A 13,805-nucleotide genomic window follows, 5' to 3' on the forward strand; every position below is an offset into this window, starting at 1 on the left:
ACGGTCCATGTCCGAGCTCACGCTGCTGCTGATCCGGCTCGCCTTCCTGGCGGTGCTGTGGTTTTTCGTCATTGCCGCAGTCGGCGTGATCCGGACTGACTTGTTCGGTTCACGCACGGCTCCCGCGGGCCCACGTAAAGCCGTGAAGCCCGCCAAACCGGTGGCCAAGCCCAAGAGCAAGAAGGGCGAGCCACGCCAGCTCATCGTTACCGGTGGCCCGTTGCAGGGCACCACCATTAACCTCACGGAGACGCCCATCACCATTGGCCGGGCGAACGACGCCACGCTGGTAGTCACCGACGACTACGCATCCAGCCGGCATGCCCGGCTCTTCCCTCAGGACGGTCAGTGGATCGTGGAAGATCTCGGTTCGACCAACGGCACGTATCTCGACCGCTTGAAAGTCACCCGTCCGACCCCGGTGCCGCTCGGTGTTCCGATCCGCGTCGGCAAGACAGTCATTGAATTGCGCAAATGACCATCGCACTCCGCTACGCCGCCCGCTCGGACGTCGGCCTCCTCCGCGAAGGGAACGAGGACTCGGCGTACGCTAGCGGCCGCCTGCTGGCCGTCGCCGACGGCATGGGCGGGCACGCACACGGCGAGGTGGCGAGTTCCGTCGCCATCGCCGCCATGGCCTCGCTGGAAGAGGCCCAACAGGGGGGTGACCTGCTCAACGCCATCGAGGCAGCGGTACGCGACGCCAACCGCAGGCTGCACGAGATGGTCGGGCGGGATCCCAGCCTCAAAGGCATGGGCACGACGCTCACCGCCATGCTCTGGAACGGCACCCAGGTCGCCCTGGTGCACGTGGGCGACTCGCGCGCCTATCTCCTGAGACGCGGCGAGCTCTACCAGATCACCCATGACCACACCCTGGTGCAACAGCTCGTCGACGACGGGCGCATCACGCCCGAAGAGGCGGCCACGCACCCGCAACGCTCGATCCTGCTGCGCGCGCTCGACGGCAGCGGCGAGGTCGATCCGGACCTCACGCTGCGCGAGGCACAGGTCGGCGATCGTTACCTGCTCTGTTCCGACGGCCTGTCGGGCGTGGTGAGCGCGGAGACACTGCACGCCACGCTCACCAACATCGACGATCCCGAAGAGGTCGTCCGCCAGCTCATCGACCTGGCCAACCGGGGCGGTGGGCCCGACAACATCACGTGCGTGCTCGCCGACGTGGTGGAGCTCGCCGAGGGCCAGCAGGTGCCGGTGGAGGCCGCGGTGGTCGGCGCCGCGGGCATGACCAGGCTGCGAGGAGGCGACCAGGAGACCTCGCCGGGGCGAGTGAGCGCGGTGACCGCACCCCAGCCGGCGATCACCGGTGACGACTTCGACGAGCCGGTCGCGCAGGCGGCCCGGCGTCCGGGGAAGCGTCGTCGTGTGTGGCCCGTGCTGGTCACCGTGCTCGGGATCGGCGCCGTCGCCGTGGGCGCCGGCGGTTACCTTGGATATCAGTGGACCCAGGACCAGTTCTTCGTCGGTGCTAGGGGCGACGAGGTGGTCATCTTCCAGGGGATCAAGCAGGAGGTCGGGCCGTTCCAGTTCTTCCATGTGGAGAAGAGCACGGGCCGTCCGCTCTCCAAGTTGTCCCCGGCGGACCAGGCCCTGATCAAGAGCGGCATCCCCGTCACCGACGTCGACGAAGGCGTGACGAAGATAAACGGACTGAAGTTCTCCCAGGACGACAAGGGCGACAAGGGCGACGCGACCTCCACGTCGGACACGTCTCCCACTCCCACCGCCACCAAGACGAAATCGCAATAAATGGCAGAAATGCTCGCGACCCCCGTCCCGATGCCGGCCAAACGGCGGGTGGCCCAGCTGGTCCTGCTCGCCATGGCGGTGCTGATCATCATGGGCGCCTACGCCAACGTCGGCCTGGCCGTCGACGGCAAGGTGCCCGCCGGCATGCTGGCCTACGGGCTGGGCCTGGGCGGCCTGATGCTGGCGGCCTACCTGGTGCTGGCCAAGTTCGCGCCATGGGCCGACCCGCTGATCCTGCCGCTGGTGACCCTGATCAACGGCCTCGGGCTGGTGATGATCTACCGGCTGGAGTCGGCCGACATGGGCGGCGCCTCCACGGCCAACCAGATCATGTGGACCGGCGTCGGCGTCGTGATGTTCTCGATCACGCTGATCGTGCTGCGTGACCACCGCATGCTGCAGCGCCTGACGTACACGGCGGGCGCGGTGGGCCTGGTGCTGCTGGCGATCCCGGCGTTGCTGCCCGGCTCGCTCAGCGAGGTCCAGGGCGCCAAGATCTGGATCCGCATCGGCGGCTTCTCCATCCAGCCGGGCGAGTTCGCCAAGCTGGCGCTGGTGGTCTTCTTCGCCGGCTACCTGGTGGCCAAGCGTGACGTGCTGGCGCTGGCCGGGCGGCGGCTGCTGTTCATCGACCTGCCGCGCGCCCGAGACCTCGGCCCGGTCCTGGTCACCTGGGGCCTCAGCCTGCTGGTGCTGGTCTTCGAAAAGGACCTCGGCACCTCGCTGCTGCTGTTCGGCACGTTCATCGCGATGCTCTACATCGCCACCCAGCGCACCTCGTGGGTGCTCATCGGCATCCTGCTGTTCGTCGGCGGCGCCTTCCTCGCCGGGCAGGTCTTCGACCACGTGGGCGCTCGGTTCGACGCCTGGCTCGACCCGAGCAACCCGGTCTTCTACGGCACGGCTCCCGTCTGCCTGGAGGACCCGCCGGGCGACCCGATGTGCAGCAAGAGCTACCAGATCATGCAGGGGCTGTTCGGGTTCGGCGCGGGCGGCATCCTCGGCACCGGGCTCGGCCAGGGCCACCCCGACCTGATCCCGCTGAGCTTCTCCGACTTCATCTTCGCCGCGACCGGCGAGGAGCTCGGGCTGACCGGCCTGATGGCGCTGCTCATGCTCTACGCGCTGCTGGTCGAGCGCGGCCTGCGCACCTCGCTCGTGGCCCGCGACCCGTTCTCGAAGCTGCTGGCGGGCGGCCTGTCGTTCATCCTGGCCTGGCAGGTGTTCATCATCGTCGGCGGCGTGACGAACCTCATCCCGCTGACCGGCCTGGTCACGCCGTTCATGTCGCAGGGCGGCTCGGCGCTGCTGGCTAACTGGATCCTTATCGCGCTCCTGGTACGCATGTCAGACGCGGCGCGACGGCCCCCGCCCCAGGCGATCCAGAACGAAGGACTCACCCAGGTGTTCCAGCGATGAACAGCACTCTGAAGCGCACGGCCGTGGCCTGCCTGGTCATGTTCGCGCTCCTGATGATCAACGTGAACATCCTCCAGGCGGTCCGCGCCGACGACTACCGCTCCAACCCGAGCAACCGGCGCAACTACTACGAGCGCTACGCCGTCGAACGCGGCCGGATCACCGCCGGCGGCAAGGTGATCGCCCAGTCGATGGAGACCGACAACAAGAACTTCAAGTTCATCAGGAAGTACACCGACGGGAAGCTCTACGCGCACGTCACGGGCTACTTCTCGCCCGAGAGCGCGAGCGCGATCGAGGGGGCCGAGAACAAGCTGCTCGACGGCTCCAGCGCCGACCTGCTGCTGCGGCGGAGCATCGACCTGTTCACGGGCGAGCCGACCAGGGGCGCGAACGTCGACCTCACGATCAACCCCAAGGCCCAGAAGGCGGCCTACGACGCGCTGCGCGCCAGCGGCAAGCGCGGCGCGCTGGTGGCGCTCGACCCGCGGACGGGCGGGATCCTGGCGATGGTGTCGCTGCCCACCTTCGACCCCGCCGAGCTGTCGGGCACCGACAAGGGCACGGTCTTCTCCCGCTACAACGAGCTGGACAAGGACAAGAGCCAGCCGCTGCTCAACCGGGCCATCGCCCAGACGTACCCGCCGGGCTCGACGTTCAAGGTGGTGACGGCGGCGGCGTACCTGGAGGACGACTCCTCGCGCGGCGGCGACACCACGGTCGACGCACCGCAGCGGCTGCCGCTGCCCAACACGACCATCAGCCTGCCCAACTACGGCGGCGCGGCCTGCGGCGCCGGCCAGGTGCAGCTCGTGTACGCGCTGGAGAAGTCCTGCAACACGCCGTTCGCCAAGATCGGTATGCAGCTGGGCTACGACAAACTCAACGAGCAGACCGAGAAGTTCGGCATGGGCAAGCAGATCGGCGTGCCGATGTCGGTGGCCCAGAGCGACTTCGGCAGCAAGTACGACGACGCGGCCCTCGCGATGGCCTCGATCGGCCAGCGCGACAACCGGATGACGCCGCTCCAGATGGCCATGATCGCCGCGGGCATCGCCAATGACGGCAAGGTGATGAAGCCGTACCTGGTGAACAAGATCACCGACTCCAAGAACGACGTCATGGAGGAGGCCAAGCCCGAGGAGCTGACCGAGGCGGTCAGTTCCGAGACGGCGGGCAAGCTGCGCGACATGATGGTCAGCGTGGTCAACAACGGCACGGCCAACCTCGCGCAGGTGCCCGGCGTCCAAGTGGGCGGCAAGACCGGCACCGCGGAGACCGCCAACGGCGCGCCGCCGCACGCCTGGTTCATCTCCTTCGCGCCCGCCGAGAACCCGAAGGTGGCGCTGGCGGTCATCGTCGAGTCGGGTGCCGCCAACGTCGGCGCGGAGGCAACGGGCGGCCACACCGCCGCTCCGATCGCAAAGGCTGTGCTGGAGGCGGTGCTGAACAAGTGAGTGACGGTAACGTGCTGGGTCATGCGGCTCCGTAACCGCTATCTCCTGCTCTCCCGCATCGCCACGGGCGGTATGGGAGAGGTGTGGCGTGCCCGTGACGAGCTTCTCGGCCGCGAGGTCGCGGTCAAGATCCTGCGCAGTCACATGCACGCCGACCCCACGTTCCGCGAGCGCTTCCGCAACGAGGCGCGACTCACCGCCGCCCTGGCCGACCCCGGGGTGGCCCAGATCTTCGACTACGGCGAGCAGAGCGACCTGGCCTACCTGGTCATGGAACTCGTCCACGGCGAGCCGCTGTCGGCCATCCTGGGGCGCAACGGCGCTCTCGGGCCCGAGGTGGCGCTCGACGTGGTGCACCAGACCGCCAAGGCGCTGCACGCGGCCCACTCCTCCGGGATCATCCACAGGGACGTCAAGCCGGGCAACCTGCTGGTGACCCGCGAGGGCACGATCAAGGTGACCGACTTCGGCATCGCCCGCGCCCTGGAGGCCGCGCCGGTGACGCAGACCGGCACCGTCCTCGGCACGGCCCAGTACGTCAGCCCCGAGCAGGCCCAGGGTTTCCCGCTCACGCCCGCGACCGACCTCTACTCGCTCGGCGTGGTGGCCTACGAGTGCCTGGCGGGCCACACGCCGTTCCGGGCCGACAGCCAGGTGGCGATCGCGCTGCTGCACCTCAACGAGCAGCCGCCGCCGCTCGGCCCGGACGTTCCCGCCACGGTGCGCGATCTGGTCATGACGCTGCTGGCCAAGGAGCCGGGCATGCGTCCCGCCTCCGCGCTGGAGGCGGCCGACCGGGCGTATGTGCTGCGGCAGTCGCTGGCCGAGGGGGTCGAGCAGGGCGCCGACCTGAGCATGTTCACCGATCCCGGTGGTTTCCGGGTGCGCGAGCCGGCCACGGAGGACCAGCGGACGACCGACAGCCTCGACCCGGCGACGACGGTCCAGCACCCGCCCGGCCCGCCGGCCCGCAGCCGCCGCACCGCGCGCACGCTGGCGTTGGTCGCGACGGCCGGCTGTGTGGCCGCGGTGGGCCTGAGCGCCATCACGTTCGCCAACCGCGATGCGGCGCTGCCTCTCCCGCCGGTGATCATCGAGCCCAGCCAGACCCCGCTGGATCCTCCCGAGCTGCTCAGGCCCACGCGGACGAAGAAGCACACGCGCCGACCTCCCGCGCTTCCGGTGAAGTCGACGCGGCCGGTACCCTCGCGGTCGGCTACGGTAAGCAAGTCGGCTACTCCTACGAAGAAGCCGACGCCGAAGCCAACCCCGACCACCCGTACCCCGACTCCCACCCCCACCAGCCCAACGCCAAGCAGAACACCGACAACTCCGACACCAATCGCTTCGCCGGACCCGGGTGGCACAAACCCGCCGAAGGAGGAGACGTGATGCGCTACGGGGTCGATGATGGACACCGGCGGCCCCCCGAGCAGGCCGGTACCCAAGATGAACGGTAAGGGACAGTGCAGGAAATGACTCAGCCTCGGCTACTCGGAGGTCGTTACGAGCTCGACGGTGTCGTCGGGCGCGGCGGCATGGCCGAGGTGTATCGCGCCCGAGACATCCGGCTGGACCGCATAGTCGCGATCAAGACCCTCCGCTCCGACCTTGCGCGCGATCACACCTTCCAGGCCCGCTTCCGCCGCGAGGCGCAGTCGGCGGCCTCACTGAACCACCCCGCCGTCGTCGCCGTCTACGACACCGGCGAAGACGTCACCGACGGCACCCCCGTGCCCTACATCGTGATGGAGTACGTCGACGGCAGGACGCTGCGCGACCTGCTGCGCCAGGACCGCCGGCTGCTGCCCGAACGGGCGGCCGAGCTGGTCGACGGCATCCTGCGCGCGCTCGACTACAGCCACCGCGGCGGCATCGTCCACCGTGACATCAAGCCGGCCAACGTGATGATCACGCGCGCCGGCGACGTCAAGGTGATGGACTTCGGCATCGCGCGCGCGATGGCCGACTCGGCCGCCACCATGACCCAGACGGCGCAGGTGATAGGGACCGCCCAATACCTGTCGCCCGAGCAGGCCCGCGGCGAGCGCGTCGACGCCCGCAGCGACATCTACTCCACCGGCTGCGTCCTCTACGAGCTGCTCACCGGCCAGCCGCCGTTCACCGGCGACTCCCCCGTGGCCATCGCCTACCAGCACGTCCGCGAAGAGCCGATCCCGCCCTCGCAGATCGACCGCGAGATCCCGGCGTGGGCCGACGCGATCGTGCTCAAGGCCATGGCCAAGGATCCGGCCCACCGCTACCAGAACTCGGGCGAGATGCGGGCCGACATCCAGCGGGCCATGTCCGGCATGCCGGTCGACGCCCAGACGATGGCGATGACCGGGAACTTCAACCAGGGCACCCGCATGATGACCGCCACCCAGGCGGGCCAGGGTCCGGCCACGCAGCGCACCGGCGCGATCCCGCCGTACGAGTACGGCGACGGCGACGGCGGCACCCGCGTGGGGCGGCGCAGGGCCTCCGGCGGTGGCGGCAACGGGCTCAAGACCGCGTTGTGGATCATCGTCCCGCTGCTGATCATCGGCGCCTTCGTCACGGTCGGCTACCTGGTGTTCGGCACCAAGAGCACGCCTGCCGACGCGGGGATCGTCATCCCCGCCCTGGCCACGCAGAAGCAGGATTCGGCCCAGCGCGCGCTCAACGCCCTGGAGCTGAAGTACGAGGTGGTCCAGGAGGCCAGCGACGAGTTCGACAAGGGCACGGTCATCAGGACCGAGCCCGCGGAGGGCGAGAAGGCCAACAAGGGCGACACGGTCAAGCTGTTCGTCTCCAAGGGCAAGGAGAAGGTCGCCGTTCCCGACGGCCTGATCGGCATGAGCACCGAGGACGCGATGAAGGCCCTCGACGATGCCGGGCTGCGGGGCACGATCAAGACCAAGCAGTCCTCCAAGCCCCAGGGCAAGATCTTCGAGACCAAGCCGGCGGCCGGCACCGAGATCGAGAAGGGCGGCTCCGTCACCCTCTACGTGCCGTTCGAGCTGACCGAGCTGCCCGACGTGATCGGCTACACCAAGGAGGACGCCACCGCCACGCTCAGGGGCGCCGGCTTCAAGGTGAAGGTCTCGCCGCAGGCCAACGACCAGGCCGAGGGCACGGTCATCCAGCAGAACCCGCCGGCCGGCCAGAAGCTGCAGCCGAACACGACGATCACGATCGTGGTGTCCACCGGCCCCGACGACACGGCCCCGCCGCCCACCAGCGACCAGCCATCCGACCAGCCATCCGACGAGCCGACCGACGACTTCCCGTCCGACGAGCCGACCGAGGACAACCCGATCGGCGACGACGGGCTCAACGGCTGACACAGCACCACGGGCCGCTCATCTCCCACGGGGGGATGGGCGGCCCTCGGCATGAAAGAACGCCCCCGCCGCTCGGGGGCAACGGCGGGGGCGTTCACTTGGTAGTCGCTCTGCGCGAGGCGGGCGTTACACGATCCCGCGCAGCCAATTCAGCAGGAGCCGGTGGCCGTACTCGGACAACACCGACTCGGGGTGGAACTGGATGCCCTCGACGGGCGCCCGGCGGTGCCGCAGCCCCATGATGACCCCGTCGTCGGTACGGGCGGTCACGTCGAGGACCTCGGGGACGGTCTCCGGCAGCACGGCGAGTGAGTGGTAGCGGGTCATCGCGACCGGCGACGGCAGGCCCTCGAAGACGCCCATGCCGTCGTGCAGCACGGCGCTGGTACGGCCGTGGACCAGCTCGGGCGCGCGGGCCACGGTGGCGCCGAAGGCGACCGCGATGGCCTGGTGGCCGAGGCAGACGCCGAGCAGGGGCGTGCCGCGTTCGGCCGCGCGCAGCACCAGGGGCACGCTCACGCCGGCCGCCTCGGGTGTGCCCGGCCCGGGACTGACGAGCACGCCGTCGAAGCCGTCGGCGTCGCGCACGTCCACGACGTCGCGGGGGCGCACGTCGCAGTCGGCGCCCAGGACGCGCAGGTATTGGACGATCGTGTGGACGAAGCTGTCGTGGTTGTCCACGACCAGCACGCGGGTCATCTTCTTACGGTCACCTCGTCAAGTGTCACCGCGGGCTCCAGGAGCGGGAACACGGCATACCAGAGTACGACCCCCGCGACCACGACCAGCAGGGCGGCCGCCAGCAGCTTGGCGCGGGTGTCGCCGGGCAGCTTGCGCCAGATCCAGCCGTACATGTCATTCCTTACGCAGTTCGGTCTTCTTGAGCACGCCGTACACGATGAGGCGCTGGGCGGCGGAGTATTCGGGGTGGCAGGTGGAGAGCGTGATGTAGGCGCGGATGGGACGGATGTCGGGCTTGCCGGGCACGGGGGCCAGTACGTCCACCTCGGTGGGTTCCACGACGTCCTGTGAGGTCACGCGGTAGGTGTAGCGGGCCTCGCGGGCGTCGACGACGATCTCGTCGCCGCGTTCGAGCTCGTCGAGCTCCTTGAAGGGGGCCGCGTACGTGGTCCGGTGGCCGGAGACCACGAAGTTGCCGATCTGGCCGGGCATGGCGCTGTCGGGGTAGTGTCCCGGGCCCTTCTTCAGGTGCTCGGCGTCCACGCCCTCGACGATGGCGTAGTGGTAGTCGCGGCCGAGTCTGGGGATGCTCAGCAGGGCGACGGCCTTGCCCAGCTCGATCCTGTCGACGCGGCCGCGGTCGCGCTCCGCCTTGTCGGCGGCCAGCTCGCGCTGGAGCAGCAGTTGCTGGCTCTTGGTGTAGGCGCCGGTGCCCCAGAGCAGGTACGCGCAGAACAACATGAGGACCAGGCCCGCGGTGATGCTCAGCTCCCCCACAGCCCGGAGAGTGGACCGCATGTCGTCAGCGTATTCATGACATCTCCCGACGTGGGGGATCGCCATGTCGTGCGCGTGGCGACTATCCTGGGGCACGCTTCAACTACGCTTAACGAAGAGCCTGTGGACGATCCGGAAGCCCAGGCCCTCAGCAGGAGTTACCCAGTGCCCAAGTCCAAGGCTCGCAAGAAGGCGGTTTACACGCCGCCGCAGAAGTCCCAGCAGGTCAAGGTCAGCCCGCGCTGGCTGGCGCCCACCATGGTGGTGTCCTGGATCATCGGCATCCTGTGGATCGCGATTTACTACGTCGCTCCGCAGGCGCCCTTCTTCAGCGACCTCCAGAACTGGAACCTGCTGATCGGGTTTGTTTTCATCATCTTCGGTGTGGTTCTTTCCACCCGCTGGCGTTAGTTTTTTCCACAGTCTTTTCCACAGCCTGGGGAAGTCAGATGGCGCTCAGGATCGCCGAGGTCCGAGCCATCACGAGCACGGCTAGCACGGCCAGCGCTCCCGCGACCGCCAGCACCTGCCACAGGGTCCTGTTGTTCTTGGGGGCGTAGGCCAGCGCTCCCGCCAGCAGCGAGCCGGTGATCAGGCCGCCGATGTGCCCGGTCCAGCTGATGCCGGGGAACACGAAGGTGATCACCAGGTTGATCACGATGAGCATGGCGATGCCGCGTACGTCCATGTTGAGCTTGCGGCCCACCACGAAGACGGCGCCGAACAGGCCGAAGATGGCCCCGGACGCGCCCACCGTCGGCTGGCCGAGCGGGTCGAGCCACAGGCTGAGCGTGCTGCCGCCGACCGCGCTGACGAGGTAGATGGCCGCGAAGCGCACGTGGCCGAAGGCGCGTTCGAGGTAGGGGCCGATGACGTAGAGGGCCCAGCAGTTGAACAGGATGTGGAAGACGCCGGCGTGCACGAACGCGGAGCTGACCAGCCGGTAGTAGTCGCCGAAGACCGCCACGCCGGCCGGCCACATCTGCAGGGCGCCGGTGACGGAGGGCGCGAGGTATTGGGCGCCGAAGACCAGGACGTTGAGGGCCAGGATCGCCCACGTCACGTAGGGCGTGCTGACGACGGCGCCGCCGAAGGTGGAGCGGGCCTGTCGGAAGCCCTGGTTGCCCTGTGCGACGCATTCGGGGCACTGGAAGCCCACGGCGGCGTCGCGCATGCAGTCGGGGCAGATGGGACGATCACAGCGCTGGCAGCGGACCCAGGTCTCCCTGCCGGGATGCCGGTAGCACGTGGGGACCGCCTCGGCGGGCTGCTCGGGCTGCGAGGGCGGGCTGGGCGGCTGGCTGGTCATGCCCAGAGCCTATGACGTACCGGACACCGCCGCGTGCCGTCGATCAGGGGCTTGAGGGCCCCAGGGGGGCGGGACCCGAGGGTGGCCCGCCCCGACCGGGATCCGCTCAGCCCTGTACGCGGTCGATGGTGACCGACTCCAGGACGACGTCCTCGACCGGCCTGTCACGCCGGTCCGTCTGGGTCTTGGCGATGGCGTCGATGATCTCCTGGCCCTCGACGACCTCACCGAAGATCGTGTGCTTGCCGTTGAGGTGCGGCGTGGGCACGACCGTGATGAAGAACTGCGAGCCGTTGGTGCCCTTGCCGAACCGGACGCCCGCGTTGGCCATGGCCAGCAGGTAGGGCCGGTTGAAGTAGAGGTCCGGGTGGATCTCGTCGTCGAACTCGTAGCCGGGGCCGCCGATGCCCTGACCGAGCGGGTCGCCGCCCTGGATCATGAAGCCGGAGATGACCCGGTGGAAGATGGTGCCGTCGTAGTAACGGTCGGTGCTCTTCACACCCGTTTCCGGATGCGTCCACTCACGGGTGCCTTCGGCGAGCTCGACGAAGTTCCGTACGGTTTTCGGCGCCTGGTTCGGGAAGAGTTCCACCTTGATAGCGCCGCGATTGGTCTTCAGATTAGCGATCAGCTTCTCAGCCACGAGACAGCTGCCCCCCTCTATGTACAGGGTTGTTTTGTGATGTTTTGAGGACAATGGCCGTTCGGCCTCCGGAGCCATCCTCCCACGGACCGCCATGATTGAGCCGCCTTGTCCAGGGAAGGTCAGGCTCGGGGCCCCAACGACAGGGGAGGTTGTCGTGTCCCTGACACTGAGAAGACGCCGCGTGACAATAGAGGTACCTGCCACGTGGATGGGCCGAATGAAGGCCCAGGCCGTCAAGACCGGCCATCGTATGGCGCCAATGGCGGACCAGGCCAAGGTGGTCACCGCCCAGCGCATCGAAGACGCCCGCTATTGGGCGGCGCCGCGGCTCGACGCCGCTGCGCACGGGTTCGAGGATCAGGTCGCCCCCAAGGTCAGCAGGATGCTGTCCGCGGCGGCCAGGAGAATCGACCCGAAACCGTCACGGTCACGGCAGTGGCCGATGATGTTGTTGCTGACCGGTCTTGCGGTCGGCGCGATCGGCTACATGGCCTATCGCCGCAACGCCCAGCAGTGGACCGAGCACATGAAGGACTCTGCCTCCGATGCATCACGCTGGGTCAGCGAGAAGGCGGACAGGACCGCGCAGTCGGCGGACCGCATGGCGGCCAACGTACAGAACAAGTCGGACCAGTCATCCCGCAACATGCCCTGATCCGGCCGGGAAGCGCGCCCTCGCGGAAGCGGGGGCGCGCTTCGCGTTCCCGGCCGGACGTTGACTGTTTACCAAGCGCTTGCTACAAACCCGAGCATGGCGCTGTCACCGCTCGACGATCACCCCGTGCACCAGGCCGCCCAGGTCATGCGGCACGTCGCCACCTCCGACCGCAACTTCTACGACCGCTACTACTTCAACTGCCACCCCGGCACCGACGAGCTCATGCTGATCGTCGGCCTCGGCCAGTACCCCAACCTCGGCGTCACCGACGCCTTCGCCTGCGTACGCCACGGCGACCTGCACCGCGTCGTACGGGCCTCCCGTGAGCTGGGCGCCGACCGGATGAACACCGAGATCGGCCCGTTCCGCGTCGAGGTGGTCGAAGGGCTCAAGCGGCTCCGCGTGATCCTGGAGCCGAACGAGCATGGCCTGTCCTTCGAGCTCGACTGGGAGGGCACGATCCCGGCGACCCTCGAACCCCGTCACTTCCTGCGCTCGCAGGGGCGCGTCCTGTTCGACTCGGTACGGCTGGCCCAGACCGGCCGCTGGTCGGGCAGCATCACGGTCGGCGACCAGGTGTTCCCGGTCACCCCCAACCGCTGGCTCGGCACCAGGGACCGTTCGTGGGGCATCCGCCCGGTCGGCGAGCCCGAGCCGCCCGGCATCCAGGCCAACAACCCCGGGACGTTCTACTGGCTGTACGCGCCGATGAGGTTCGACGACCACGCCATCCTGTGCATCGTCCAGGAGGACGACCGGGGGCGGCGTCTACTGGAGGAGGCCGTCCGCGTCTGGTCGGACGGGCGGGAGGAGGAATGGCTCGGCCGGCCCGACTACCGCCCGGTCTACGCCCCGGGCACCCGCGACGTCGTGGAGGCCGTGATCGGGTTCTCGCCACCGGGCGGCAAGCCGTTCGAGGTGCGCTGCACGCCGCTGCTGCCGGTCCACCTGATGGTCGGCACCGGGTACGGGCTGGAGCCGGACTGGAAGCACGGCATGTACCAGGGCCCGGGGCCGGTCGTGCAGGGGGTGACGTACCGGCTGCCCGACGACGCCGCCAGGATGTGGGGCCTGGTGGACGCCGTCGGCCGCTTCGAGTACGACGGGCTCGTCGGCCACGGCCTGTACGAGTACTGGGCGCTCGGCCCCCACCCGTCGTTCCCCGCGTAGTCCTGCTCCGCGGACTACTCCGCGGGCTTCTCCGCCACGCAGACGACGTTGACGACCTTGCCGAGGTCCTCGATCTTCGTGGCGTTCGGCGGCAGCTCGGTCGCGGGCTGCGCGGGAACCGTCCGAAGAGCCTTGCCCTGCACGAGGGGCGCGTCCGGCGTCGCGAGCTCGCCGTCGGGGACGGTCGCGGCCGGTGTCGTGGGCGCGGCCTCGGTGAGGGGGGCGATCTCGACCGTCCGGCTCGGCTCGCCCTTGAGGGCCGGCGCCCCGCCGTCCAGGTCCACCCGCTCGCCCGGAGCGAGGAACACGCGCGCGCTCACGCTCTCGGCGAGCTTGACCTCCTTGCCGTCCGGCGTCTTGCAGACCGCCGCGGTCGTGACGGCCACGGCGTCGGTGGCGGCATCGGGAGCAGGGGTTTCGTCGGCCATGGCGGAGCCGCCGAGGCCCGCGACTGCGAGCACCGCCACCGTGCCGAGGACCGCGAGACGTCGTTTGAACATGCATTCTCCTCAGTGGAATCTCTTCGACGCCCCGATCGTGCGCGCCCGTACCTGAAGCGACCCTGAACGCGCCCTAAATGATCTTCAGGTTG

The 13,805-nt window shown here is 68.8% G+C and carries 15 protein-coding genes; 9 read left to right on the forward strand and 6 right to left on the reverse strand.

The genetic code is table 11. The annotated features are described in order from the left end of the window. Positions 1 to 7 precede the first annotated feature (7 nt). The 6 genes from IEZ27_RS11730 (at position 8) to pknB (ending at position 7,972) form a co-directional block, all read left to right on the forward strand. Positions 8 to 478: an FHA domain-containing protein FhaB/FipA gene (locus IEZ27_RS11730; RefSeq protein ID WP_125640993.1), complete on the forward strand. Its 471-nt coding sequence runs from the start codon at positions 8 to 10 to the stop codon at positions 476 to 478. Then, the gene (locus tag IEZ27_RS11735; RefSeq protein WP_189647195.1) at positions 475 to 1,770 is read left to right on the forward strand and encodes a Stp1/IreP family PP2C-type Ser/Thr phosphatase; all 1,296 of its coding nucleotides are present in this window, start codon (positions 475 to 477) and stop codon (positions 1,768 to 1,770) included. Before IEZ27_RS11730 ends, IEZ27_RS11735 begins: the two co-directional genes overlap by 4 nt. Further along, a complete protein-coding gene (locus IEZ27_RS11740; RefSeq protein WP_229823889.1) occupies positions 1,771 to 3,189 on the forward strand; it encodes an FtsW/RodA/SpoVE family cell cycle protein in 1,419 nt (472 codons plus the stop codon). Next, positions 3,186 to 4,646, forward strand: a complete 1,461-nt coding sequence (locus IEZ27_RS11745; RefSeq protein WP_189647196.1) for a peptidoglycan D,D-transpeptidase FtsI family protein — start codon at positions 3,186 to 3,188, stop codon at positions 4,644 to 4,646. Before IEZ27_RS11740 ends, IEZ27_RS11745 begins: the two co-directional genes overlap by 4 nt. Before the next feature lie 21 nt (positions 4,647 to 4,667). Continuing rightward, positions 4,668 to 6,038, forward strand: coding sequence for a protein kinase domain-containing protein (locus tag IEZ27_RS11750; RefSeq protein WP_189647197.1), 1,371 nt, complete (start codon positions 4,668 to 4,670; stop codon positions 6,036 to 6,038). Between the two features lie 83 nt (positions 6,039 to 6,121). Continuing rightward, positions 6,122 to 7,972 (forward strand): Stk1 family PASTA domain-containing Ser/Thr kinase, encoded by a 1,851-nt coding sequence (gene pknB, locus IEZ27_RS11755; RefSeq protein ID WP_189647198.1) that lies wholly within the window; start codon positions 6,122 to 6,124, stop codon positions 7,970 to 7,972. 126 nt (positions 7,973 to 8,098) lie between these two features. Here the strand turns inward: pknB and IEZ27_RS11760 are convergent, their stop codons facing one another. From IEZ27_RS11760 to IEZ27_RS11770, 3 genes are read right to left on the reverse strand one after another with little or no spacing between them, the layout of a single operon-like run. After that, positions 8,099 to 8,671: an anthranilate synthase component II gene (locus IEZ27_RS11760; protein WP_189647199.1), complete on the reverse strand. Its 573-nt coding sequence runs from the start codon at positions 8,669 to 8,671 to the stop codon at positions 8,099 to 8,101. Beyond that, positions 8,668 to 8,826 carry a hypothetical protein gene (locus IEZ27_RS11765; protein WP_185844994.1) on the reverse strand — a complete coding sequence of 53 codons (159 nt, stop codon included), beginning with the start codon at positions 8,824 to 8,826 and terminating at the stop codon, positions 8,668 to 8,670. The genes IEZ27_RS11760 and IEZ27_RS11765 overlap by 4 nt, the downstream gene beginning before the upstream one ends. A gap of 1 nt (position 8,827) precedes the next feature. Then, a complete protein-coding gene (locus IEZ27_RS11770) occupies positions 8,828 to 9,451 on the reverse strand; it encodes a class E sortase (RefSeq protein WP_125640974.1) in 624 nt (207 codons plus the stop codon). 144 nt (positions 9,452 to 9,595) lie between these two features. On the opposite strand from IEZ27_RS11770, the gene IEZ27_RS11775 reads away from it, so the two are divergent. Beyond that, on the forward strand, positions 9,596 to 9,841 hold the full coding sequence (locus IEZ27_RS11775) for a cell division protein CrgA (protein ID WP_125640971.1): 246 nt from the start codon (positions 9,596 to 9,598) through the stop codon (positions 9,839 to 9,841). A gap of 34 nt (positions 9,842 to 9,875) precedes the next feature. Here the strand turns inward: IEZ27_RS11775 and IEZ27_RS11780 are convergent, their stop codons facing one another. After that, positions 9,876 to 10,739, reverse strand: coding sequence for a rhomboid family intramembrane serine protease (locus IEZ27_RS11780; RefSeq protein WP_125640968.1), 864 nt, complete (start codon positions 10,737 to 10,739; stop codon positions 9,876 to 9,878). 106 nt (positions 10,740 to 10,845) lie between these two features. Continuing rightward, positions 10,846 to 11,382, reverse strand: a complete 537-nt coding sequence (locus IEZ27_RS11785) for a peptidylprolyl isomerase (RefSeq protein WP_189647200.1) — start codon at positions 11,380 to 11,382, stop codon at positions 10,846 to 10,848. A 220-nt stretch (positions 11,383 to 11,602) separates the two neighbouring features. Here IEZ27_RS11785 and IEZ27_RS11790 point away from each other — a divergent pair, with 220 nt between their 5' ends. Both IEZ27_RS11790 and IEZ27_RS11795 read left to right on the forward strand, forming a co-directional pair. Further along, entirely contained in the window at positions 11,603 to 12,040 is a 438-nt protein-coding gene (locus IEZ27_RS11790; RefSeq protein WP_189647201.1) for a hypothetical protein, read from the forward strand. A gap of 96 nt (positions 12,041 to 12,136) precedes the next feature. Then, the gene (locus tag IEZ27_RS11795) at positions 12,137 to 13,213 is read left to right on the forward strand and encodes a hypothetical protein (protein WP_189647202.1); all 1,077 of its coding nucleotides are present in this window, start codon (positions 12,137 to 12,139) and stop codon (positions 13,211 to 13,213) included. A gap of 14 nt (positions 13,214 to 13,227) precedes the next feature. Here IEZ27_RS11795 and IEZ27_RS11800 read toward each other — a convergent pair whose 3' ends face one another. After that, complete coding sequence (locus IEZ27_RS11800; RefSeq protein ID WP_189647203.1) at positions 13,228 to 13,713, reverse strand: hypothetical protein; 486 nt, start codon at positions 13,711 to 13,713, stop codon at positions 13,228 to 13,230. Between the last annotated feature and the right edge of the window lie 92 nt (positions 13,714 to 13,805).

This window comes from Nonomuraea spiralis (assembly GCF_014648435.1).
GTDB classification, from domain to species: Bacteria; Actinomycetota; Actinomycetes; order Streptosporangiales; family Streptosporangiaceae; genus Nonomuraea; species Nonomuraea spiralis.

Excerpts from the sequence above, each read along its gene's own strand:
- IEZ27_RS11730 (WP_125640993.1), top strand. The coding sequence starts at position 8 with ATGTCCGAGCTCACGCTGCTGCTGATCCGGCTCGCCTTCCTGGCGGTG.
- IEZ27_RS11735 (WP_189647195.1), top strand. The coding sequence starts at position 475 with ATGACCATCGCACTCCGCTACGCCGCCCGCTCGGACGTCGGCCTCCTC.
- IEZ27_RS11740 (WP_229823889.1), top strand. The coding sequence starts at position 1,771 with ATGGCAGAAATGCTCGCGACCCCCGTCCCGATGCCGGCCAAACGGCGG.
- IEZ27_RS11745 (WP_189647196.1), top strand. The coding sequence starts at position 3,186 with ATGAACAGCACTCTGAAGCGCACGGCCGTGGCCTGCCTGGTCATGTTC.
- IEZ27_RS11750 (WP_189647197.1), top strand. The coding sequence starts at position 4,668 with ATGCGGCTCCGTAACCGCTATCTCCTGCTCTCCCGCATCGCCACGGGC.
- pknB (WP_189647198.1), top strand. The coding sequence starts at position 6,122 with ATGACTCAGCCTCGGCTACTCGGAGGTCGTTACGAGCTCGACGGTGTC.
- IEZ27_RS11760 (WP_189647199.1), bottom strand. The coding sequence starts at position 8,671 with ATGACCCGCGTGCTGGTCGTGGACAACCACGACAGCTTCGTCCACACG.
- IEZ27_RS11765 (WP_185844994.1), bottom strand. The coding sequence starts at position 8,826 with ATGTACGGCTGGATCTGGCGCAAGCTGCCCGGCGACACCCGCGCCAAG.
- IEZ27_RS11770 (WP_125640974.1), bottom strand. The coding sequence starts at position 9,451 with ATGCGGTCCACTCTCCGGGCTGTGGGGGAGCTGAGCATCACCGCGGGC.
- IEZ27_RS11780 (WP_125640968.1), bottom strand. The coding sequence starts at position 10,739 with ATGACCAGCCAGCCGCCCAGCCCGCCCTCGCAGCCCGAGCAGCCCGCC.
- IEZ27_RS11790 (WP_189647201.1), top strand. The coding sequence starts at position 11,603 with ATGAAGGCCCAGGCCGTCAAGACCGGCCATCGTATGGCGCCAATGGCG.
- IEZ27_RS11795 (WP_189647202.1), top strand. The coding sequence starts at position 12,137 with ATGGCGCTGTCACCGCTCGACGATCACCCCGTGCACCAGGCCGCCCAG.
- IEZ27_RS11800 (WP_189647203.1), bottom strand. The coding sequence starts at position 13,713 with ATGTTCAAACGACGTCTCGCGGTCCTCGGCACGGTGGCGGTGCTCGCA.